21 protein-coding genes are annotated in these 21,882 nt (G+C 70.7%); 19 read left to right on the forward strand and 2 right to left on the reverse strand.

What is annotated here, in order from left to right; translation table 11 throughout:
• The first annotated feature begins 60 nt into the window (after positions 1-60).
• The 5 genes from AB0M56_RS03380 to AB0M56_RS03400 all read left to right on the forward strand — a co-directional run bounded on the left by AB0M56_RS03380 (position 61) and on the right by AB0M56_RS03400 (position 5,331).
• A complete protein-coding gene (locus AB0M56_RS03380; RefSeq protein ID WP_364170559.1) occupies positions 61-648 on the forward strand; it encodes a TetR family transcriptional regulator in 588 nt (195 codons plus the stop codon).
• A gap of 19 nt (positions 649-667) precedes the next feature.
• Positions 668-1,186 (forward strand): gamma carbonic anhydrase family protein, encoded by a 519-nt coding sequence (locus tag AB0M56_RS03385; RefSeq protein ID WP_364170562.1) that lies wholly within the window; start codon positions 668-670, stop codon positions 1,184-1,186.
• Between the two features lie 123 nt (positions 1,187-1,309).
• A complete protein-coding gene (gene glyA, locus AB0M56_RS03390; RefSeq protein ID WP_364170565.1) occupies positions 1,310-2,584 on the forward strand; it encodes a serine hydroxymethyltransferase in 1,275 nt (424 codons plus the stop codon).
• 650 nt (positions 2,585-3,234) lie between these two features.
• Positions 3,235-3,561 carry a ParB N-terminal domain-containing protein gene (locus AB0M56_RS03395; protein WP_364170567.1) on the forward strand — a complete coding sequence of 109 codons (327 nt, stop codon included), beginning with the start codon at positions 3,235-3,237 and terminating at the stop codon, positions 3,559-3,561.
• Between the two features lie 135 nt (positions 3,562-3,696).
• Positions 3,697-5,331, forward strand: a complete 1,635-nt coding sequence (locus AB0M56_RS03400) for an MDR family MFS transporter (protein ID WP_364170570.1) — start codon at positions 3,697-3,699, stop codon at positions 5,329-5,331.
• A gap of 70 nt (positions 5,332-5,401) precedes the next feature.
• Here AB0M56_RS03400 and AB0M56_RS03405 read toward each other — a convergent pair whose 3' ends face one another.
• A complete protein-coding gene (locus tag AB0M56_RS03405; RefSeq protein WP_326566764.1) occupies positions 5,402-5,917 on the reverse strand; it encodes an inorganic diphosphatase in 516 nt (171 codons plus the stop codon).
• Positions 5,918-6,087: 170 nt separating this feature from the next.
• Here AB0M56_RS03405 and dacB point away from each other — a divergent pair, with 170 nt between their 5' ends.
• The 13 genes from dacB (at position 6,088) to folK (ending at position 20,307) form a co-directional block, all read left to right on the forward strand.
• Positions 6,088-8,988 (forward strand): D-alanyl-D-alanine carboxypeptidase/D-alanyl-D-alanine-endopeptidase, encoded by a 2,901-nt coding sequence (gene dacB / locus AB0M56_RS03410; RefSeq protein WP_364170573.1) that lies wholly within the window; start codon positions 6,088-6,090, stop codon positions 8,986-8,988.
• A 91-nt stretch (positions 8,989-9,079) separates the two neighbouring features.
• Positions 9,080-10,096: a zinc-dependent metalloprotease gene (locus AB0M56_RS03415; RefSeq protein WP_364170747.1), complete on the forward strand. Its 1,017-nt coding sequence runs from the start codon at positions 9,080-9,082 to the stop codon at positions 10,094-10,096.
• On the forward strand, positions 10,093-11,067 hold the full coding sequence (gene tilS, locus AB0M56_RS03420) for a tRNA lysidine(34) synthetase TilS (protein WP_364170576.1): 975 nt from the start codon (positions 10,093-10,095) through the stop codon (positions 11,065-11,067). The genes AB0M56_RS03415 and tilS overlap by 4 nt, the downstream gene beginning before the upstream one ends.
• 2 nt (positions 11,068-11,069) lie before the next feature.
• The gene (gene hpt / locus AB0M56_RS03425) at positions 11,070-11,621 is read left to right on the forward strand and encodes a hypoxanthine phosphoribosyltransferase (protein ID WP_220247209.1); all 552 of its coding nucleotides are present in this window, start codon (positions 11,070-11,072) and stop codon (positions 11,619-11,621) included.
• Positions 11,622-11,817: 196 nt separating this feature from the next.
• On the forward strand, positions 11,818-12,183 hold the full coding sequence (locus tag AB0M56_RS03430; RefSeq protein WP_364170578.1) for a hypothetical protein: 366 nt from the start codon (positions 11,818-11,820) through the stop codon (positions 12,181-12,183).
• Positions 12,184-12,202: 19 nt separating this feature from the next.
• Positions 12,203-13,594: a hypothetical protein gene (locus AB0M56_RS03435; RefSeq protein WP_364170581.1), complete on the forward strand. Its 1,392-nt coding sequence runs from the start codon at positions 12,203-12,205 to the stop codon at positions 13,592-13,594.
• A gap of 104 nt (positions 13,595-13,698) precedes the next feature.
• Positions 13,699-14,502: an ESX secretion-associated protein EspG gene (locus AB0M56_RS03440; protein ID WP_364170584.1), complete on the forward strand. Its 804-nt coding sequence runs from the start codon at positions 13,699-13,701 to the stop codon at positions 14,500-14,502.
• A 97-nt stretch (positions 14,503-14,599) separates the two neighbouring features.
• Positions 14,600-15,424, forward strand: coding sequence for an ESX secretion-associated protein EspG (locus AB0M56_RS03445; RefSeq protein ID WP_364170586.1), 825 nt, complete (start codon positions 14,600-14,602; stop codon positions 15,422-15,424).
• A gap of 200 nt (positions 15,425-15,624) precedes the next feature.
• Positions 15,625-18,024 (forward strand): ATP-dependent zinc metalloprotease FtsH, encoded by a 2,400-nt coding sequence (gene ftsH, locus AB0M56_RS03450; RefSeq protein ID WP_364170588.1) that lies wholly within the window; start codon positions 15,625-15,627, stop codon positions 18,022-18,024.
• Positions 17,996-18,622 carry a GTP cyclohydrolase I FolE gene (folE, locus tag AB0M56_RS03455; protein ID WP_364170591.1) on the forward strand — a complete coding sequence of 209 codons (627 nt, stop codon included), beginning with the start codon at positions 17,996-17,998 and terminating at the stop codon, positions 18,620-18,622. Before ftsH ends, folE begins: the two co-directional genes overlap by 29 nt.
• 35 nt (positions 18,623-18,657) lie before the next feature.
• On the forward strand, positions 18,658-19,464 hold the full coding sequence (folP, locus tag AB0M56_RS03460; RefSeq protein ID WP_364170594.1) for a dihydropteroate synthase: 807 nt from the start codon (positions 18,658-18,660) through the stop codon (positions 19,462-19,464).
• Complete coding sequence (gene folB / locus AB0M56_RS03465; protein ID WP_364170597.1) at positions 19,457-19,816, forward strand: dihydroneopterin aldolase; 360 nt, start codon at positions 19,457-19,459, stop codon at positions 19,814-19,816. Before folP ends, folB begins: the two co-directional genes overlap by 8 nt.
• Positions 19,813-20,307: a 2-amino-4-hydroxy-6-hydroxymethyldihydropteridine diphosphokinase gene (gene folK / locus AB0M56_RS03470; protein ID WP_364170600.1), complete on the forward strand. Its 495-nt coding sequence runs from the start codon at positions 19,813-19,815 to the stop codon at positions 20,305-20,307. The genes folB and folK overlap by 4 nt, the downstream gene beginning before the upstream one ends.
• 61 nt (positions 20,308-20,368) lie before the next feature.
• Here folK and AB0M56_RS03475 read toward each other — a convergent pair whose 3' ends face one another.
• Positions 20,369-21,304 carry a MerR family transcriptional regulator gene (locus tag AB0M56_RS03475; RefSeq protein WP_364170603.1) on the reverse strand — a complete coding sequence of 312 codons (936 nt, stop codon included), beginning with the start codon at positions 21,302-21,304 and terminating at the stop codon, positions 20,369-20,371.
• 62 nt (positions 21,305-21,366) lie between these two features.
• Here AB0M56_RS03475 and AB0M56_RS03480 point away from each other — a divergent pair, with 62 nt between their 5' ends.
• A complete protein-coding gene (locus tag AB0M56_RS03480; protein WP_364170606.1) occupies positions 21,367-21,828 on the forward strand; it encodes a DUF3180 domain-containing protein in 462 nt (153 codons plus the stop codon).
• The last annotated feature ends 54 nt before the right edge of the window (positions 21,829-21,882 follow it).

Raw genomic sequence — 21,882 nt, forward strand, 5'->3', positions numbered from 1 at the left:
GATGGGACGTCTGCCCTAGGATTCGGGCCTGTCGTCCTGAATAACGTAACGAGGATCACCGTGACCGCCGTACCCGGCCGCAGCGCGCAGCTGTCGCCCAACCAGCTGCAGAAGCAGGAGCAGATCGTCGAGGCCGCACGAGTCGTGCTCGCCAGAGACGGGCTTGCCGGGTGCACAGTACGCGCGATCGCCGACGCGGGCCCGCTCACGAAGAGCGCGATCCACTACTACTTCGCCGACATCGACGTGCTCATCGACCGCGCGATGGCCGCCCACATCACCACGTTCGCCACGGACCTGCGCGCCGTCGGGGAGATGTTCGACAACCCGCGCGAGCGCCTGTTCGAGGTGACCAAGGCGTACCTGGCGGAGTTCGCGGAGCGGCCCAATGGCGCGTTCCTGTGGTTCGAGTACTGGATCGCGGCCGGGCGCGCGCAGCACCCTCAGGCGATCGACGCGATGCTGACGTCGATCACCGAGCTGTTCGCGGAGCTGCTGGCGCCGCTCGACGTCGACGACCCGCGGGCGCGCGCCCGCGCGCTGCTGAGCTACCTGCTCGGCGCGGTAGTGCAGCAGCGGGTGCGACCGCGGCCGTTCGAGAGCCTGCGCGGCGACGTCGAGGCGCTCTGCTTCGCCGGTTATCGCTGACGCCGCTTAGGGTGCTGGCATGCCTCTGTTCTCCTTCGAGGGCGCGAGCCCGCAGGTCCACCCGGACGCCTGGATCGCCCCTACCGCCACCCTGATCGGCGACGTGACCGTCGAGAAGGACGCTTCGGTTTGGTACGGCGCCGTGATCCGCGCCGACTTCGGGCCGATCGTGATCCGCGAGGGTGCGAACGTGCAGGACAACTCGGTGATCCACTGCGGCGGCACGCTGACGGAGATCGGGAAGAACGTGACCGTCGGGCACCAGTGCCTGGTCCACGACTGCACGATCGGCGAGCAGGCGCTGATCGGCAACGGTTCGACGGTGCTGGACAAGTCGGTGATCGGCCCGCGGGCGCTCGTTGCCGCGGGTTCGACCGTGACCCCCGGTACGGAGGTGCCCGCGGAGGTCATCGCGATGGGCAGCCCGGCCAAGAAGTTCGTGCCGCTCACCGACTCGGCGCGGATGTGGGTGGAGCACAACGCCGGGATCTACCAGGACCTCGCGCGACGGCACCGGGAGGGCTCCAAGCCCGTCTGACGTGCACTAAACTTCGGCACGCAGCTGCGACTGGCGCCATCAGAGGTGGAGCACCACCGGGAAGCGACGACGAGGCCGGCACCGCGCGCCTGGGTGCCCGGCCGGTTTAGAGCCGGAGACGTGATGACACATCAGCCCGCCCTTTCCACGCTCGCCGCCGCCGACCCGCAGATCGCCGGGCTCGTCGAGGACGAAGCGAAGCGCCAGCACGACAAGATCCGCCTGATCGCGTCGGAGAACTACGTCTCGCGCGCGGTCCTCGAGGCCACCGGCACCGTGCTCACCAACAAGTACTCCGAGGGCTACGCCGGCAAGCGCTACTACGAGGGCCAGCAGTTCATCGACCCCATCGAGAACCTGGCGATCGAGCGCGCGAAGGCCGTGTTCGGCGTGGACCACGCCAACGTGCAGCCGTACTCCGGCTCCCCGGCCAACCTCGCCGTGTACCTGGCCTTCGCCCAGCCCGGCGACACCGTGCTCGGCATGGCCCTGCCCGACGGTGGCCACTTGACTCACGGCTGGTCCGTGTCCGCGACGGGCAAGTGGTTCAACCCGGTCCGCTACGGCGTGCGCAAGGAAACCGGCCGCGTCGACTTCGACCAGGTGCGCGACCTCGCTCTGGAACACCGCCCGAAGCTGATCTTCGCCGGCGGCACGGCCATCCCGCGCACCATCGACTTCCCCCGCTTCGCGGAAATCGCGCGCGAAGTGGACGCGGTGCTGGTGGCCGACATCGCCCACATCGCCGGCCTCATCGCGGGCGGCGCGCACCCGTCACCGGTCGGCCACGCCGGTGTTATTACGACCACCACTCACAAAACCCTGCGCGGCCCGCGCGGCGCGATGATCATGTCGGACGCTTCTCACGCCAAGGCGATCGACAAGGCCGTGTTCCCCGGTTTGCAGGGCGGCCCCCACAACCACACGACGGCGGCCATCGCGGTGGCGCTGGGGGAGGCTGCGCAGCCGTCGTTCGCCACGTACGCGCAGACGATCGTGGCGAACGCCGCCGCGTTGGCGTCGGCTTTGCTCGACCGCGGCTACGACCTCGTCTCCGGCGGCACGGACAACCACCTGCTGCTGATCGACCTGACGAACAAGAACGTCGCCGGCAAGCCTGCCGCCCAGGCCCTGGACCGCGCCGGGATCGAGCTGAACTACAACACGGTGCCGTTTGACCCGCGCAAGCCGTTCGACCCGTCGGGCATCCGGCTGGGCACCTCGGCCATCACGACGCGCGGGTTGCTGCCGGAGCACCAGGTGCAGGTGGCGGAGTGGATCGACCGCACGGTGATCGCGGCGGCTGCTTCTTCTTCTCCGGAGGCGGAGTTGGACCGGATTGCTGCTGAGATCCGGGAGTTTCTGACGCCGTTCCCGATTCCGGGTTACGTCGCCTGACGCTGCTTTCGCTGAGCGAACGGTCCCCTTGCGCACGGTGGTTGGTGCGGGGGGACCTTTTGCGCTGTGGCGGCGGTGCGAGTGGGCGTTTCGTGCGGTGTCGGCCGGGTGAGGGGACCGCTCGTGTTGTGGGTCTGGTGCGAGTGGGCCTTTGGTGCTGTGTCGGCGCGGCGAAGGGGCCGTTCGCGCTGTGGGTGCGGTGCGATGCGAGGAGTCCTTTTGTGCCGGGCGGGTGTTGCGGCAGGACCGTTCGCGCCGTGGGCCGTGGCGTGAGGGGACCGTTCGCGCCGTGTGCTTGGTGCGGGAGGGCCTTTCGCGCCGCGGCCGTGGCGTGAGGGGACCGTTCGTGCGGGTGTCGCGTTGCGAAGGGACCGTTCGTTCTGTGTCGGCGCGGCGAAGGGGCCATTCGCGCTGTGGGTTCGGTGCGATGCGAGGGGTCCTTTTATGTCGGGCGGGTGTTGCGACGGGACCGTTCGCACCGCGCGCTTGTTGCAAGAGGGCCTTTCGCACCGCGGGACGTGGCGTGAGGGGGCCGTTCGTGCCGCTTCGGGTCGCGAGGGGACCTTTCGCGTGGCGAACGGACCCACCGGCGTCCGAGAGCGGAGCCGTCGCGATCGGGGCGTTGGCCGGCTGCGCGCGAGGATGAGCCGATGTCGCCTCTCTTCCTGCCGACTGAGATCGTCGCGCGGTACCGGGCCGTCGACCGGGAGGTGGTCGGGTCGGCGTTGGTTGACACCCCGCGCCACCTGGACGAGCTGACGCGGGACATCGCGCGGCGTGGGATTCTCGTGCCGCTCAGGCTGGGGTTCAACGAGGAGTTCGGCATCCTCGACGGCAACCACCGCATCGCCGTGGCGGTGCGGCTTGGGCTTGCCGAGGTGCCCGTCGCGCTTACGGGAGAGCCCCGAAGCCCCCGGCCGGGCCATGCGCAGCCCATGCGTGAAGCCGACTTCGTCCAGTTCAAGGCCCACCTCTAACTCCCTGCGACACTCCCTGCGACCAGCGTCACACCTTATTTACTTGCCTCATACAAGCTTCCCGGGAACAGTTGCACCCTGAAAGTAGTTGGTGGATACAAGCAACTGCTCGACCAGACTTGAGGGAGTACCACGATGACCGCCACCATCACTGCGGAAGGGGGCACCGGCAAGCTGTCGCACCGGCAGATCCTGACCGTGTTGTCCGGGCTGATGCTCGGTATGTTCCTGGCCGCACTGGACCAGACCATCGTGTCGTCGGCGATGAAGACGATCGCGGACGAGCTGCACGGCCAGAGCCTGCAGGCGTGGGCCACCACGGCCTACCTGATCACCGCGACGCTCTCGACGCCGCTCTACGGCAAGCTGTCCGACCTGTTCGGGCGCAAACCCATGTACCTCACGGCGATCTCGCTGTTCCTCGCCGGCTCGCTGGCCAGCGGGTTCGCGAGCTCGATGTACGAGCTGGCCGCGTTCCGCGCGTTCCAGGGGCTCGGCGCCGGTGGGCTGATGTCGCTGGCGCTGGCGATCATCACGGACATCACGGCGCCGCGCGAGCGCAGCAAGTACCAGGGCTACTTCATGGCCGTGTTCGGGATCTCGAGCGTGGCGGGACCGGTCGTCGGCGGGTTCTTCGCGGGGCTCGACTCCTTCGCGGGCGTCACGGGCTGGCGCTGGGTCTTCCTGGTCAACGTCCCGATTGCCCTGGCCGCGCTGGTCGTGGTGAGCAAGGTGCTGAACCTCCCGCACACCCGCGTGCAGCAGCGCGTGGACTTCCTCGGAGCCGGCGCGCTGACGCTGGGCCTGGTGCCGCTGCTGATCGTCGCCGAGCAGGGGCGCGAGTGGGGCTGGGGTTCGCCCGCGTCGCTCGGCATGTACGCGATCGGGCTGGTCGGGGTGGTCCTGTTCATCCTGCAGGAACGCCGGATGGGCGACGCGGCTCTGCTGCCGCTGCGGCTGTTCCGCCGGCCGGTGTTCCGGGTGGCCACGCTCGTGACGGTGATCCAGGGCGCGGGCATGTTCGGCGCGATGATGTCGCTGCCGCTGTACCTGCAGATCGTGAAGGGCGCGACGCCGACGCAGGCCGGCCTGCAGATGCTGCCGCTCACCCTCGGGATCATGGTCGCAAGCCTCGGCTCCGGCACGGTGATCTCGCGGACCGGCCGCTACAAGGCCTTCGCCGTGGCCGGTCTGGGGCTGATGGCGGCGGCGCTGTTCGGGCTGTCGACGATCGGCGCGGCCACGCCGCTGGGCGTCGTGATGGCGATCGCGTTCGTGATCGGCCTGGGCCTGGGCGCCTCGATGCAGACGCTGCAGCTCGCCGCGACCAACGACGTCGCCCCGCAGGACATCGGGGTCGCGACCTCGTCGGCGACGTTCTTCCGCCAGATCGGCGGCACGGCGGGGACCGCGGTGTTCCTCTCGATCCTGTTCGGCACGGTCGGTGACCGGATCGCGGCGGCGGCGCGCTCGGCGATGGCGACCCCGTCGTACGTCGCGGCGCTCGCCCAGCACCCGGAGTTCGCGCAGCAGATGGCGAACGGCGGCGTGGACGTGAACGACACCTCGTTCCTCGCCCACCTCGACCCGGTGCTTGCCCGCCCGATCCTCGACGGGTTCGCCGGCTCGATGAGCACGGTGTTCCTGGTCGGCGGGATCGTGCTGACGGTCGGGTTCGCCCTGGTCTGGCTGCTCAAGGAGAAGCCGCTTTCGGACAAGTCGGCGATGGAGCAGCGCTCGGAGCAGGAAGCGCTCGCGCTGGCGCACTGAAACAGATCAAAGAAAGGGCCGTTCACCCCAAGCTCGGGGTGAACGGCCCTTTCGCGCGTTTCGGTCGCTCTCAGTGAGCGGGACCGTCGACCTCTTCCTTGGCCAGCCGGTCCTGCTCCCGCTGGTACGACCGCGAAATCTCGGCCTCCGCCTCCGCGCGGCCCACCCACGACGAACCCTCGACGCTCTTGCCCGGCTCGAGGTCCTTGTAGACCTCGAAGAAGTGCTGGATCTCGAGCTTGTGGAACTCGTTGAGGTGGTGGATGTCGCGCAGGTGCTCAAGGCGCGGGTCGTTGGTCGGGATGGCCAGCACCTTGTCGTCCGGACCCTTTTCGTCGGTCATGCGGAACATGCCGATGGCGCGGCAGCGGATCAGGCAGCCCGGGAACGTCGGCTCCTGCACCAGCACGAGCACGTCGAGCGGGTCGCCGTCCTGGCCGAGCGTGTCGTCGATGAAGCCGTAGTCCGCCGGGTACTGCGTCGCCGTGAACAGGGTCCGGTCCAGCTTGATGCGACCGGTCTTGTGGTCGACCTCGTACTTGTTGCGCTCCCCCTTGGGGATTTCGATCGTGACGTCGAACTCCACGGCCGTCCTCGCTGCTTCTCGAATCTCGGTATCCCACACGTCGTGGGCGGCAACCGTAATCACCTCATTGACGTCACTAGTGTGGACTACGCGCTGCCGCCGGGTCCCATGGATGTCGGCTAGCAGCATGTGACCTTGGCCCCTTCCGGGCAGGTGAGAAGGAGTGGTGGGTGTCGGACAACGACCAGCCGATGTGGCCCGAGGGTGACGAGGACAAGTCGTCGCGCGGCGGTGGGGCGACGGCGCGCTTTCCCATCCCCAAGCCCGGTCAGACCGTCACGGACCGGCTCGCCGTGCCGAACGTCACACCTCCCGCGGGTTCTTCACCCGGCGCCGGAGAGCGTCCGCCGGGGTCGTGGTTCAAGCCGAACGTCCCGCCCGAACTGGTTCCGGGGCTGAACACTCCGGTCGAGCCGCGCCCGGCTGGTGACCGAGGTGGACAGGCGGGGCAGCAGCCGTCGCAGGGACAGTCCGGCCAGCCGAGTCAGCAGGGTCAGCAGGGGCAGGCGGGGCAGCAGAGCCAGCCGGGGCAATCCGGGCAGATGCGGCAGCCGGGACAGCCGCGGCAGGACCTCGCCGACCGGCTCGGGCCGCGGCCGGGTGAGCAGCCGCGAGTCCGGCAGCCCCAGAACCAGCCGTCATCGGGACCGCAGTCTCAGAACCAGCAGACGCCGGGGCCGCAGTCGCAGGGCGAGCGGAGCCAGTCCCAGCCGGGCCAGGGCCTGTTCGGCCGGCAGAGTCAGGGTGGCCAGCCTCAGCAGGGCCGGCAATCGCAGCAGGGGCCGGGCCGGCAGCAGTCCGCCAACGCGCCGTGGGGCCAGCAGCAAGGCCAGCCGCAGCAGCAACAGCAAGGCGCGTCCCAACAGGGTCAGCCGGGGGGCCTGCAGCAGGACCGCTCGGAAGGTCAGCGGCAGCAGGGGCAGAACCAGCAGGGGCAGGAGCAGTCCTCGTCGGAACGGTCGCAGCAGACGCCGTCCGACCAGTCGACTCAGCAGCTTCGGGTGCCGCCGCCCGCCGTGCCCTGGGTGCCGGTGGAGCGGCCCGCGCGCCCGGGCGACGGTGATCAGAGCCGCAGTGATCAGAGCCGCAGTGATCAGAGCCGCGGTGACGAGAACCGTGGCGACCAGAACCGGAGCGAAGAGCCGCGCCGCGTCGGGTCGATGTTCGAATCCGGGCCCGCGGAGCCGCCCGAGGAAGAGGCGAGCGAAGACAGCGGCGCCGCCAACAGCGAGAGCGGCACCGAGTACATCGACCTGTCCAAGTGGGACGTCTTCCGCAACGAGCAGAAGCGCGAATCCCAGCGCCAAGAATCCCAGCGCCAGAACACCGAGTCCCCACGCGAAGAACGCTGGGACGTCTTCCACACCGCCCAGGGCGGCAACGAACCCGAAGGCCCCCGAGACGCACCCCAGTGGGACAGCCTCCAAAACGAGGGCGCCTGGTCCCAGGACAAGCCCGACAACCCCCGCGGCCTCCCCGAGCCGCCGCGTGGCGCGGTCCCCCCGGCGTCGGGGACGCAGGCCCGCCCGGTGCGCATCGAACCGTCGGGTGAGCAGTTCCCGGCGGAGGCGACCGTCGGCATCGAGCGCCCCGCCGAAGGCTTCGCCGGCGGTTACGACGACCAGGAGCCGCCCCGTAGCGAGCCGCAGCGGGACACCTCATCAGAAGAGCCGAAAGCCAAGAAGGGCAAGAAGAAGTTCGTCGTCCTCGGCCTCGTCGTGGTGCTGGTGCTCGTCGCGGCCGGGGTCGCGTCCGCGATGCCGCAGGTGTCCAACAAGCTCGGCCTGCCGTGGGCGCCCAACGCGCCGAAGGGCGAAAGTCCCGATCCCGCGTCCGTGACCCTCGCGCTGCACGGCCCTGACACCTCGGGCCAGGGCCCGTCGGCGAACGGCGTCGCTTCGGCGCTGGCCGGACCCGCCGGTGCGTCGGCGCTGTCGCAGCTCAGCGGCAGCGTGATCGACCCCGCCAACGGCTCCGTCCTGTGGGACCACAGCTCGACCACTCCGCTGACCCCGGCGTCGACCACGAAAATCCTCACGGTGTCGGCCGCGCTGCTGTCGATGGACCCGACGAAGCGGATCGTCACCAAGGTCGTGCAGGGCTCGTCGCCCGGCACGGTGATCATCGTCGGCGGTGGCGACCCGTCGCTCACCGCGCTGCCCATCGGCACCGACTCGCCGCTCTACCCCGGCGCGGCCCACGTGGACGACCTCGTCGCCCAGATCAAGAAGGCCGACCCGAGCGTCCAGAAGGTGCAGGTCGACGTCAGCGCCTACTCGGGCCCCACGACCGCCCCGGGCTGGGAGCCCGGCGACGCGCCTTCGACCTACGGCGCGCCGATCGTGCCCGCGATGGCCGACGGCGGCCGCCTCAACCCGTCGGTCGACGAGACGCCGCGCTCGGGGAACCCGGCGACCACGCTCACCCAGCTCGTCGCCGACAAGCTCGGTGCGCAGGCCGCCGGCACTGCGAAGGCGCCGGCCGACGCGAAGGTCGTCGCGCAGGTGCAGTCGGCGCCGTTGCCGGACCTGGCGTACGCGCTGTTGCAGATCTCCGACAACGTCCTCGCCGACGCTCTCGGCCGCCAGGTCGCCATCACCGCGGGCGCCGAGGCGTCGTTCTCCGGCGCGGCCGCGTCGGTGAAGAAGGTGCTGGCCGATCACGGGTTCGACGTCACGGGCCTGCAGCTGTCCGACACGAGTGGCCTGTCCAACCAGAACAAGGTGCCCGCGCGGCTGCTCGCGCAGGTGCTAGCCGAGGCCGCGGCGCCGGACGGCAAGAACCCGGACACCCCGAAGCTGCGCCCGCTGCTCGCGGGCCTGCCCGTGGCCGGCAGCCCCGCCGGCACGCTCGCCACCCGCTACGCCACGCCGAACTCGGCCGCGGGCAAGGGCTGGGTTCGCGCGAAGACGGGCACGCTCACCGGCGTCAACACCCTCGCCGGCTACGTGCTCGACAGCGACAACCGCGTGCTCGCGTTCGCGTTCATGTCCAACGGTTCGGAGAAGAACCCGGGCCAGGCCGCGCTCGACGTGCTGGCCACCACCCTGCGGAAGTGTGGCTGCAACTAGGCGAATCGGTGCCGGATCCAGTCGGGCAAAGTGCCCTTGTGCAGGTAGCGTCGGACAGGTGAGCCAGGAAACCGAGACCCCACGGCGGCCGATGGTCGACTGGGACCTCGCGGCGTCCACCGGAGCGCGGTTGGTGCGCGGTGGTCCGCAGGTGCCCAAGGAAGAGGCCGCGCGCGCGGTCACCGACCTGCGTGACCTCACGGCCGAGGCCGAGGGCCACGTGCGGGAGCTGACGGGCCTGGGCAAGGACCTGCCGTTGTTGCCGGGCACGGTCGTCGACCGGCCCGGCTGGGTGCGGTCCGCCGCGTCGGGGCTCGAAGCGCTCACGGGCCGCGCCTTGCCCGAAGCGCAGGGCGGCCCGCTCGGCCCGATCCTGGCGTCGGGCGCGGGCGTGCAGACGGGGCTGGTGCTGTCGTTCCTCGCTTCGCGCGTGCTCGGCCAGTACGACCCCTTCGGCGGCCCCGAGCGTGAAGGGCAGCTGTTGCTGGTCGCGCCCAACGTCGTCGCCGCCGAGCGCGCGATGAAGGTGCACGCGCCCGACTTCCGGCTGTGGGTGTGCCTGCACGAGTGCACGCACCGGCTGCAGTTCACGGCCGTGCGGTGGCTGCGCGACTACTTCGCCGACGAGGTGGAACGCCTCGTCACCGGCATCGCGGGGCATTCCGCCGACGGCCTTTCGGAGCTCGTCGGGCGTCTGCCCGAGGCGCTCAAGCAGCGGGGCAAGGGCATCGGCATCGCGGAACTGCTGCAGTCGCCCGCGGAACGCGCGATCTTCGATCGGCTGCTGGCCCTGTCGACGCTGCTCGAAGGCCACGCCGACTACGTGATGGACGCCGTCGGTCCGCGGGTCGTGCCCACCGTCGAGGTGATCCGCTCGCGCTTCAGCGCCCGTCGCCAGGGCGGCGGTGTCTTCGACCGCATGCTGCGCGCGTTGCTCGGGCTCGACGCGAAGATTCGCCAGTACGAAGAAGGCGCGAAGTTCACAAAACGCGTGGTGGACGCCGTCGGCATGGAGGGGTTCAACGCGGTCTGGCGCTCGCCGAACACGCTGCCGACCCGGGCCGAGATCAGCGATCCCGCGGCCTGGGTGCGGCGCCTGCACGGATGAGCGCGCTCGCGGCGGTCCGCCGGGCCGTGCGGGAGTTCCTCACGACGCACGCGCCACCGCCGGAGGTCTGCGTCGCCGTCTCGGGCGGGGCGGATTCCCTTGCCCTGGCGGAAGCCACGGCGTACGTCGCGCGCCACCGGAAGCTGCGCACGCGCGCGCTGATCGTCGATCACGGGCTTCAGGACGGCTCCGCGGAAGTCGCCGCGCGAGCCGCCGCGGCCGCGAAGGAGCTCGGCGTGGACGAGGCGGAAATCCTCACCGTGGACGTCACGGGCAAGGGCGGTCCCGAAGCCGCCGCGCGCGCCGCGAGGTACCACGCGCTGCGCGAAGCGCTGCCCGGCGGCGAAGAAGGACTCGTGCTCCTCGGCCACACCCTCGACGACCAGGCCGAAACGGTGCTGCTGGGCCTCGGCCGCGGCTCCGGACCGCGGTCGCTCGCCGGCATGCGCCCGCTCGACCCGCCGTGGGGCCGGCCGCTGCTGGGCGTCACGCGCGAGCAGACCCGCGGTGCCTGCGCCGAGCTCGGCGTCGAACCCTGGCAGGACCCGCACAACGCCGATCCGCGCTTCACCCGCGTCCGCCTGCGCGCGGAAGTGCTGCCACTGCTGGAAGAGGTGCTCGCCGGCGGCGTCGCGGCCGCATTGGCCCGAACGGCCGCACAGCTGCGTGACGACACCGAGGCGTTGGACACAGTGGCGGACAGGATTCTCACCCGCGGGGGCGGGCCCGGAGGGCTGGACGTGACGGTGCTCGAGGGCGAGCCCGCAGCACTGCGCAGACGGGTTCTCCGCAGGTGGCTGCTGGGCTCGGGCGTGCGGGAACTCACCGACGCGCACTTGCGCTCGGTCGACGCGCTCGTGGCCCGCTGGCGCGGGCAGGGCGGCGTCTGGCTGCCGGGCAACTTGGAGGCGCGCCGGTGCCGTGGCAGGCTCTCGCTGTCCGGACCCGAACCCACCACCCGAGGGGAATGACCGTGTACGAGGGCGAGATCGCCTCCGTGCTCATCACCGAGCAGCAGATCAAGGACAAGATCGCGGAGCTGGCGGCCAAGATCGCCGCGGACTACCCCGAAAACGGCCAGGGTGACCTCCTCCTGGTGGGCGTGCTCAAGGGTGCCGTGATGTTCATGACCGACTTCGCCCGCGCTCTGCCGGTGCCGACACAGCTGGAGTTCATGGCCGTGTCGTCCTACGGCTCCTCGACCTCGTCGTCGGGTGTGGTGCGCATCCTCAAGGACCTCGACCGCGACATCGCGGGGCGCGACGTGCTGATCGTCGAGGACATCGTCGACTCCGGCCTCACGCTGTCGTGGCTGCTGAAGAACCTCGCGAGCCGCAACCCCGCGTCGCTCGAGGTCGTCTCGCTGCTGCGCAAGCCCGAGGCCGTGAAGGTCGACGTGCCGGTGAAGTACATCGGCTTCGACATCCCCAACGAGTTCGTGGTCGGTTACGGCCTCGACTACGCCGAGCGCTACCGCGACCTGCCCTATATCGGCACACTGGACCCGCACGTCTACACGTCCTGAAGCCCGGCGGTGAACCTCGCGGGGCCTTCGGACGTGTCAGAGGTGGTAACGCGCCGGCGGTGTTGCGGCGATCACACACGGCGGGGAACCTGGGGTTCGCCGATCGCGTCATAGGTGCCGACCTGGTGCGTTAACCTATGCGAAGACCTACTGCCAAGCGAGCGGGGAGCTCGCGCGGGGGAACGGAGAGAGGGCAATGGGCAACAGCAGCTTGGCCGATGCCAACGCGTTCAAGAGCGCCGCTGTCAACGGCCAGGTCGGCATCGACCCGGACGCCGCGCAGACCGCGCTCAACAAGATCCGCACGGGCAAGGACGCGGTCGAAGCCCTGCTCAACAGCGCGGGCTCGCTGGCGCAGCCGCCGAAGCTCGGCGCGAACCCCGTCGGCCAGGCGATGGCCGAGAAGTTCGTCCAGCGCGCCGACGGCGGTGGCGACTCCTACTCCGCGGCCCTGCAGAACCTGCTGAGCCAGTACGAGGCGGCGGAGCAGGGCATCGTCACGGCGATGGCGCGCTACCACGAGTTCGACCAGTCCGCGGCCGACCCGTTCCGCAAGGCCTGACGAGGGGGATCACGAAGTCATGGCTGGAAACCAAGACAGCGGCTACGGTCAGCAGCCGCCCGCGCAGAACGTGCCCGTGAGCGGGTCCGCGGTGCAGCTCGGGGACAACTCCGTCTCCCAGAACATCGTCGACTCCGCACGCGGCCGCGCCGGTGGGTTCGAGATGGGCGGCGACCGCGCGATCGCCAACCCGCCCAACTGGAACGCGCAGGAGAGCCACCAGCTCTACAACGGCGCGATCACCGACAACGACCCGGGCACGGCCGAGGCCACCGGGCAGCACTGGACCAAGCACGGCACCGAGCTGAAGACGGCGTCGGACGACCTGTTCAACGCCGTCTCCGAGCTGGGCAACGCGTGGGTCGGCGACGGCGCCGCGGGTGCGCAGAGCGCGCTCGTGTCGATCGCCGCCTCGGGCACGCAGGCCTCCGACGCCGCGCACACGATGGCCGACCGTCTCGCGAAGCAGGCCGCGGCCGCCGCCGAGGTCAAGAAGATGCCGGCGCCGCTCGACTACGACCCGAAGCAGGCCATGTCCGCGGCGCTGGCCGGCGGTCCCGCCGCGCTCGCCGCGGACCAGAAGGCCCAGGCCGACGCCGCCAACGACGTCAAGGCCCAGCAGGTCGCGTTCTTCAACGCCTACACGCAGTCGATGAAAGAGGTCGACAACACGACCCCGAGCTTCGGCCCCGACTCGCTCGGCATGAAGCCCACGCCCACGCACTTCAACGGCAACGACTTCGGCAACGTCGGCACGATCTCGGCGCCGGTCGGCACCGGTGCCCTCGGCGCCGGCAGCTACGCCGGCGGCGGCGGGGGTTACTCCGGCCACGCCGGCAGCAGCGCTGCGGGCACGTCCGGTTCGGGTGGCCCGCTGGTCACCGGCAACTCGGGCACCTACGGCACGTCGGGCTTCGACGGCAGCATGGCCGCTTCGGCCGCCGGCGCGGGTGCCGCTCCGGCCCCGGCTCCGGCCGCGCCGAGCGCGCCCGCCGGTGGTGGCGGTGGCGGTGCCGCGTCGGCCCTGGGTCTCAGCGCGGTCGGCGGCGGCGTCGGCTTCGCCGGCGGCAAGCTGGGCGCGGGCTCGCGCAGTGGTTCGCGCAACGACGAGGAGAAGACCTCGGCCGCGTCCGAGCGCCAGAGCGCCCAGGGTGGTGCCGCTCCGGTGCAGCAGCAGGGCGTGGTCTCGGCCGGCGGCACCATCGGCGGCCAGCCGGCGGCGCCGGGCATGAACCCGATGGGCGGCGGCATGGGCGGCGGCATGGGTCACGGTGGCGGCCAGGGCCAGGAGGACCAGGAGCACACCCACGCGTCCTTCCTCATCGAGCCGGACCCGGACGACGCCTTCGGCGCCAACGAGGCCACGCCTCCGCCGGTGATCGGCGCCTGGTCGGACGACGACGACAACTGACGCACTTCCCGCGGGCGCGCGGCCTTTCCGGCCGCGCGCCCGCGTCTGTCTTGAACACAACGTCCTGAACACAAGGTGTGACACGGGGTTTGGGGGTTTGGTCGATGCCGAACGCGGAGCTGCTCACCCCGCTCGAGGTGGACTTCCTGTGGGAGTCGGCCGCGCTGGGTGAGTTGCCCTACCCGCTGCGGATCCGTTCGCACGGCGCCACCGTCGACGAGCGCGACGCACTGCGCGCGCGCACGCTCGGCGGCCTGGCCCAGCGGGATCTCGCCGACGGCCGCGGCCGGCCCGCGCCGCACGTCGAGGAGTACTTCGGCATCCTCGCCGCGCCCGACACGAGCCTCGACACGGTGCAGCTGCTCGACCCCAACGCCGAACCGCTGCTGGCCGTCGCCGGCCTCGTCGGCGAGCAGGGCCTGCTGGCCGTACAGGACCAGCGCGGCCTGCACCTGCAGCCGTGCCCGGCCGACGGCTTGGCCACTGCCATCGTCTCGCTCCTGCCGGGCGCCCCGCGCGGCACGGAGAAGTCGATCACGGTGCCGCTGGAGCAGCTCGTGGGCAGCTCCGGCGTCGACTTCATGCAGCGCCGCGGCAACCAGGTCGACGCCTCGGGCCGCGCGAGCGTGGACGAGGACCGCAAGGCACTGGCCCGTCTGCACGCCCAGCCCCGGCTGCGCGGCGGGCAGATCGGCGCCAACGCGCGCAACCGCCTCGGCGGGCGCAGCCGGTCGCCGGTGCTCAGCTGGTTCGACACCGAGACCGGCCGCTACTTCACGCAGGCCACCCGCGGCCACGACGGCCGTGACTGGATCACCATCGCGCCGGCCGACGCCGCGACCCTGCGGCACCGTCTCGGCGAGATGATGGCCGGCGCGGCGGGGCAGGAGAGCGCGGCGGCGTTCTGAGGAGCTGCTGGTAGTTCAGCACTTCAGGCCGTTCCTGCCCGGGCACGCTCGCGCTACGCTGAGCAAGAGATCGATCCTGGAGGGTGAGCACCACCGCATGCACCAAGAGTTCTTCTCGCCGTTGGCGTTCGACTTCCTCTGGGAGTCCGCCGGGCTCGGCGAGCTGCCCTACCCGCTGCGCGTGCGGTCGCACGGTGCCACGGAAGACGAGCGCGTATCGCTGCGGCACCGGGTCGATGTCGAGCTCAAGGCGCGGGGCGTCCGCGACGCGCGCGGCCGGCTCGAACCGCCCGTGGACGAGTGGCTGAACCTGCTCGCCCGCGCGCCGATCACGCTCGACGCGCTGCACATCCCCGAGTTCCAGGCCCACCCCGTCGCGCTGCTCGCCGCGGGCGACGGCCGGGCCGCCGGCGTGGTGGCCATCCAGGACGCCGACGGCATCTGGCTGCGCGAAACCCCTGCCGACGGCCTGGTCTCCACGATCGTCGACCTGCTGCCCGGCGGTCGCCGCGGCAGCGAGGCATCCATCACACTCCCGCTGGACGAGGCGTTGCACACACGCCCGATCCGTGTGCCCGTCGCGGCCGGCGGCCTCGGCGCGGCGGAGGAGAAGGGGCGGCGGGCGAAGCGCCAGTCGCTGAGCGAGCGCGCGACGGTCGACCCGCGCGAGACGTACGCGCTCATCTCCGGCCAGCCGCGGCTGCGCGGCGGTCAGCTGGCCGCGAACAGCCGTACCCAGCTCGGAGCCCGGCAGCGGTCCCGCGTGCTGGGCTGGTTCGACACCGCCACGGGCCGTTACCTCAGCCTGTCGCGAGCGGGATCCGACGGCCGCGAATGGGTGACGGTGGCGCCCGCGGACCCGATGACGTTGCGGACGCGACTCGGTGAGATGGTGGCTTCAGTGGCCGCCGACACACGCTAGGGTGACGCGAACCGGCACCATCCGGGAACCCTCGTGCTGTATTGCCCGTTGACCTGCGTGAGGCTCACAAGGGTCGATCGTCCGGACGGGCGGTACCCTGGTGGGACTGGCCCGGGCACCACGGGTTGTCAAGATCGTGATGGCGGGTATCACAGGAGCCGCCCAACCAGGGAGGGTCGAGGCCGCAAGGGCCGAGTCGTATGAACCGGAAGAGCGTGCTCAGGAACCCACTGCTGTGGATCGTCGCAGGGTTGCTGGCGTTGTTCGCCTACAACACGATCTTCGACAGCGATCGTGGCTACACCCAGGCTCCGATCTCCGTGGCGAACCAGCAGATCAAAGCGGGCCACGTCAAGGAAGCCAGCATCGAGGACAAGGAACAGCAGGTCAAACTGTCCTTGACCCAGAAGATCGACGTCAACGGCACCCAGACCGACCAGATCGTCGCGCAGTACCCGGCGAACGCGGCCGTGAACATCTACAACGAACTGAACTCCGCGACCCTCAACAAGCAGCCGGTCAAGTTCGACACCAAGGTGACGCAGCAGAGCATCCTGACGCAGATCCTCATCTTCGCCATCCCGCTGGCCCTCGTGCTAGGCCTGCTGATGTGGATGATGAACAACGCGCAGGGCGGCGGCAACCGCGTCCTCAACTTCGGCAAGTCCAAGGCCAAGCAGCTGAACAAGGACATGCCGAAGACCACGTTCGGTGACGTGGCGGGCGCGGACGAAGCCGTCGAAGAGCTGTACGAGATCAAGGACTTCCTGCAGAACCCGGCGCGCTACCAGGCACTCGGAGCGAAGATCCCCAAGGGCGTGCTGCTCTACGGGCCGCCCGGTACCGGTAAGACGCTGCTCGCGCGAGCCGTCGCCGGTGAAGCGGGCGTGCCGTTCTACACGATCTCCGGCTCCGACTTCGTCGAGATGTTCGTCGGTGTGGGCGCCTCGCGCGTCCGCGACCTGTTCGAGCAGGCCAAGCAGAACGCGCCGTGCATCATCTTCGTCGACGAGATCGACGCGGTCGGCCGCCAGCGCGGTGCCGGCCTCGGCGGCGGGCACGACGAGCGCGAGCAGACGCTGAACCAGCTGCTCGTCGAGATGGACGGCTTCGACGCCCGCGGCGGCATCATCCTGATCGCGGCCACCAACCGGCCCGACATCCTCGACCCGGCGCTGCTGCGCCCGGGCCGGTTCGACCGCCAGATCCCCGTGTCGGCGCCGGACCTGCGCGGCCGCAAGGCGATCCTCGATGTGCACTCCAAGGGCAAGCCGATCGCGCAGGGCGTGGATCTGACCGGCCTCGCCAAGCGCACCGTCGGCATGTCGGGTGCGGACCTGGCCAACGTGCTGAACGAAGCCGCGTTGCTCACCGCCCGCAAGAACGGGCACGTGATCGGCGAAGTCGAGCTCGAAGAGTCGGTCGACCGTGTGGTCGGCGGGCCGGCGCGCAAAAGCCGGATCATCTCCGAGAAGGAGAAGAAGATCACGGCCTACCACGAGGGTGGGCACGCGCTCGCCGCGTGGGCGATGCCGGACATCGAGCCCGTGTACAAGCTCACGATTCTCCCGCGCGGACGCACCGGCGGCCACGCCCTGCTCGTGCCGGAGGACGACAAGCAGCTCATGACCCGGTCGGAGATGATCGGCCGCCTGGTGTTCGCGATGGGTGGCCGCACGGCGGAGGAGCTCGTGTTCCACGAGCCCACCACCGGTGCCTCCTCCGACATCGAGCAGGCCACGAAGATCGCCCGCTCCATGGTCACCGAGTACGGCATGAGCGCGCGGCTCGGCGCCGTGAAGTACGGCCAGGAGCAGGGCGACCCGTTCCTGGGCCGCTCCGCGGGCCGGCAGGCCGACTACTCGCTCGAGGTGGCGCACGAGATCGATGAGGAGGTGCGCAAGCTCATCGAGACGGCGCACACCGAGGCGTGGCACGTGCTCAACACCTACCGCGACGTGCTCGACAACCTGGTGCTGGAGCTGCTCGAGAAGGAGACGCTGCAGCGCAAGGACCTCGAGCGGATCTTCGCGACCGTCGAGAAGCGCCCGCACATCACCGTCTTCAACGAGTTCGGTGAGCGCACCCCGTCGGACAAGCCGCCCATCAAGACCCCGGGCGAGCTGGCGATGGAGCGCGGCGAGCCGTGGCCCCCGCCGGAGAAGGCGAAGCCAGTCCTGCAGCCGGAGCCGACGCCCGTCGGCACCGCCGCGGGCGCGGGTGACCTCCCCGGTGGGCCGCCGTACGCACCGCCGACGCCGCCCGACCCGAACGCCAACCCGTACGCCCCGCCGCCCAACGGTGGCCGTCCGAACGGTGGGCCGAACGGCACCGGTCGCTGGCCCCAGTCGTATGGTGGTCAGCAGCCGGGCGGTCCGGCAGGCGGCTACTACCCGGGTGGCCCGAGCGGTACGCAGAGCGGTCCGCCCAACTACGGGGCGCCTCCGGGCTGGACCCCGGCGACGTCGCCGGGCAGCCAGCCTTGGCGCCCAGCCGAAGACCGTCCGCGTGAGCAGGGCTGGTTCGCCGACGGCGCGAACGGCCAGCAGCCGGACGAGGGGCAGCAGCGGCGTGACGTGGACGGACCAGACAAGCACTAGCAACGACGGCCTCCGCCCGGTCCCGGTCTTCGACCAGGACCGGGCGGAGCGCGCTATTCGGGAGCTCCTGCTGGCCTGCGGTGAGAACCCCGACCGCGACGGCCTTCGTGACACGCCGGCCCGCGTGGCCCGCGCGTACCGCGAGATGTTCGGCGGGCTGTACACCGACCCGGACGAGGTGCTCGCGAAGACATTCGACGAGTCGCACGAGGAGCTCGTGCTCGTCACGGACATCCCGATGTATTCGAACTGTGAACACCACCTGCTGCCGTTCCACGGCGTCGCCCACGTCGGGTACATCCCGAACGCCAACGGCAAGGTCACTGGGCTGTCCAAGCTCGCCCGGCTCGTCGACCTCTACGCGAAGCGGCCACAGGTCCAGGAACGGCTGACGTCGCAGGTCGCCGACGCGCTGGACCGCAAGCTGGAGCCGCGCGGCGTCATCGTGGTGATGGAGGCCGAGCACCTCTGCATGTCGATGCGCGGCATCCGCAAGCCGGGTTCGCTGACGGTGACGTCGGCGGTGCGGGGGCTGATGCGGACGTCGCCGACGTCGCGCGCGGAGGCGATCGAGCTGATCAAGGGGCGGCGCCCGTGATCTCGGGCCTGCCCCGGCCCGGGCGGTGCGCCGTGATGGGCGTGCTGAACGTGACACCCGATTCGTTCTCCGACGGTGGCCGCTACCTCGACCTCGACCAGGCGCTGGAGCACGCGCGCGACATGTGGGCGCGGGGCGCGGACCTGATCGACGTCGGTGGCGAGTCGACGCGGCCGGGGGCGTTGCGCGTGGACGCGGAGACCGAGGCCGCGCGGGTGCTGCCGGTGATCCGGCAGTTGGCGTCCGAAGGTGTCGCGCTGTCCGTGGACACGACGCGTGCTTCCGTCGCGGAGGCAGCCGTCGAGGCGGGGGCGCGGGTGATCAACGACGTGTCCGGCGGGCTCGCCGACGCGAACATGGGGCGCGTCGCCGCGCAAAGCCGCGTGCCGTGGGTGCTGATGCACTGGCGGGGGCACAGCAAGGACATGACCAAGCTCGCGACATACACCGACGTCGTGGCCGAGGTGCGCAGCGAGCTCCAGTCCAGAGTGGACGATGCACTCGCCGCCGGTGTGGACGAAAGCGCGATCGTGCTCGACCCCGGGCTCGGGTTCGCGAAGCACGCCGAGCACGACTGGGCGCTGCTGCACGGCCTGGATTCAGTGCTGTCACTGGGTTTCCCGGTGCTCGTCGGAGCTTCGCGCAAACGGTTCCTCGGGCGGCTGCTGGCCGAAAAGGACGGTGAGCCGCGGCCGCCGGACGGGCGCGAGAACGGCACCGCCGCGATTTCCGCCCTGGCCGCAGCGGCCGGGGCGTGGGGAGTGCGCGTGCACGAGGTGGGCGCGTCGCTCGACGCGGTCGCCGTCGCGGCCGCGTGGCGGAAGGGGCGGGCCGATGGCTGATCGCATCACGTTGACGGGGCTGCGGGTGTTCGGCCGCCACGGCGTGTTCGAGCACGAGAAGCGCGACGGGCAGGAGTTCGTCGTCGACGTCACCGCGTGGCTGGACCTCGGACCGGCCGCCGCGTCCGACGACCTGACCAAAACGCTGCACTACGGCGAGCTCGCCGAGCTGGCCGCCGGGATCGTGGCGGGCGAGCCCTACTACCTCATCGAGAGCGTCGCGGGCAAGATCGCCGACGAGGTCATGCGCGACTCGCGGCTGAGCGCCGTCGAGGTCACGGTGCACAAGCCGGCGGCGCCGATCCCGCTGACGTTCGACGACGTCGCGGTCACCGTCCGGCGCGAGCGGTGAGCCGCGCCGTCCTCTCGCTCGGCTCGAACCTCGGCGACCGGCTGGCGTACTTGCGCATCGCGCTGGACACGGTCGGGCCGGCGCTGGTGGCCGTGTCGAGCGTGTACGAGACGAAGCCGTGGGGCGTCGAGGACCAGCCGGACTTCCTCAACGCCGTGTGCGTCGTCGACGACCCCGCGCGCGACCACTGGGCCTGGCTCGCGACGGCCCAGGCCGCGGAACAGGCGGCCGGCCGCGTCCGCGAGGTGCGCTGGGGCCCGCGGACCCTCGACGTCGACGTGGTGACCGTCGACGCCGTGACGTCCGACGACCCGCGCCTGCTCCTCCCGCACCCGGGTACGCCGGACCGCGCGAGCGTGCTGATCCCGTGGCTGGAAATCGAGCCGGATGCGGTGTTGCCGGGCCACGGTCCCGTCGCGGATCTCCTGCGGGCTCGGCCGGAGGAGGACAAAGCGGGTGTCGTCCTCCGGCCGGACCTGCGGTTTCGGTGACTCGGCGCCGTTCACCCGCCGTTCACCGATTCGGCGGTAACGCACTCACTCAGGCACGCACTCAGGTCCGGAGCGCCGCCAGCATGAAGCCGACCTCGGGCTGGGCGCTCGGGATCGGCGGCCAGCCGTTGATGATCGCCAGCAGCTGCCAGTAGCGCTCGGCCCGGGGATCGCCGCCGGAGGCGAACTTGTCGGCCAGGGCGCGGCGGAAAGCGGGGTCTGCCGGGTCGTCGTGCGGGCCGGCCGACGCGACGGCGATGGTTGTGGCCAAGGCGCGGCCCTCCGGTGAGTCCGCGCCCAGACCCGCGTCGAGGGCGGCGCGGGCGTCGGCGGACCAGGCGAACCAGTTGTCCCGCTGGGCTTGCGTGACCTCAGCCGACGCGCCGGCGTCGCGGTCGGCCGCGTGGCGCTCGCTCATGCCGCGGATCAGGCGGCGGAACTCCGGGTCCTGCACGAGCTCGGCGAACTCCAGCCAGGCCTCCAGCTGCTCGGGCGACGGGTCGTCCGGCAGCTCGGGCTTGGCCGAGCCCATGCGCTCGTAGAACTCGGGGTCCACGGCGAGGTCCTCGGTCATCTCGGCCCAGAACTCGTCGACGAGACGCTTGCGCTCTTCATCGGACATCTGTGCGAGGCGGTTCATCAGCTTCACTTCCTCCAGTTCGGAATCGCGTTTCGCCACCGCCCGCAGCACGGCCCGGCGCAGCCGGAGCCTGCGGATCTGCTCGTCGAGGGCCTCGACGTGGCGCACGGCCAGGTCGCGCACCGACGACTCGCGCTCGAGGGCGCGAGCGACGTCGGCGAGGCCGAGCCCCAGCTCACGCAGCGTCCGCACCAGCTCCAGCCGGGCGAGCGCGTGCCCGTCGTACAGCCGGTAGCCGGCGTCGGTGCGCTCCGTGGGCGGGAGCAGGCCCTCGTCGGAGTAGAAGCGGATGGTCTTGACCGGCAGTCCCGTCCGCCGGGACAGCTCGCCGATCGTGAAGACCGCGGTGGCACCCACACGACGCATGGTGGAGTCTCCAGTCAACTGGAGGGTCAAGGCTTCTCGGTACGGTAGACCCCATGCACTTCACCCGGCCCCGTGAGCTGGTGGTGGCCGCGGTCCTCGGCCTGGTCCTGGTCTACGTCGTCTTCCAGCTCGCCTACGGTGACCTGCCCCGACTCCCGACGCTGGCAGGAGTGACGTTCGCAGTACTCGCCGTGATCGAGGCGATCATGGCTTACACGATCAGGTCGAGAATCAAGGCCGGACGGGTGACGGCCTCGATCGGCATCGCACGCTCAGTAGCGCTCGCGAAGGCGTCTTCGTTGGCCGGATCCTTCATGACAGGGGGTTGGCTGGCGGCGTTCGCGTATGTTTTTCCCCGACGTGACGAACTCGTCGCCAGCGTCTTCGACACCCGTGCCGCGGTGGTCGGTGTGGTGTGCTCCGCGATGCTCGTAGCTGCGGCTTTGTGGCTCGAGCACTCCTGCCGGACCCCTCCCGGCGACGAGCGCCAGGACAACCGTCCGACGACCGGTTAACGACCAGATCCTGCCGCTCGAAGTACCGACTAGGTCTCGTTCGGATCACTAGAA

This window comes from Amycolatopsis sp. NPDC051372 (assembly GCF_040682095.1).
Classification (GTDB): domain Bacteria; phylum Actinomycetota; class Actinomycetes; order Mycobacteriales; family Pseudonocardiaceae; genus Amycolatopsis.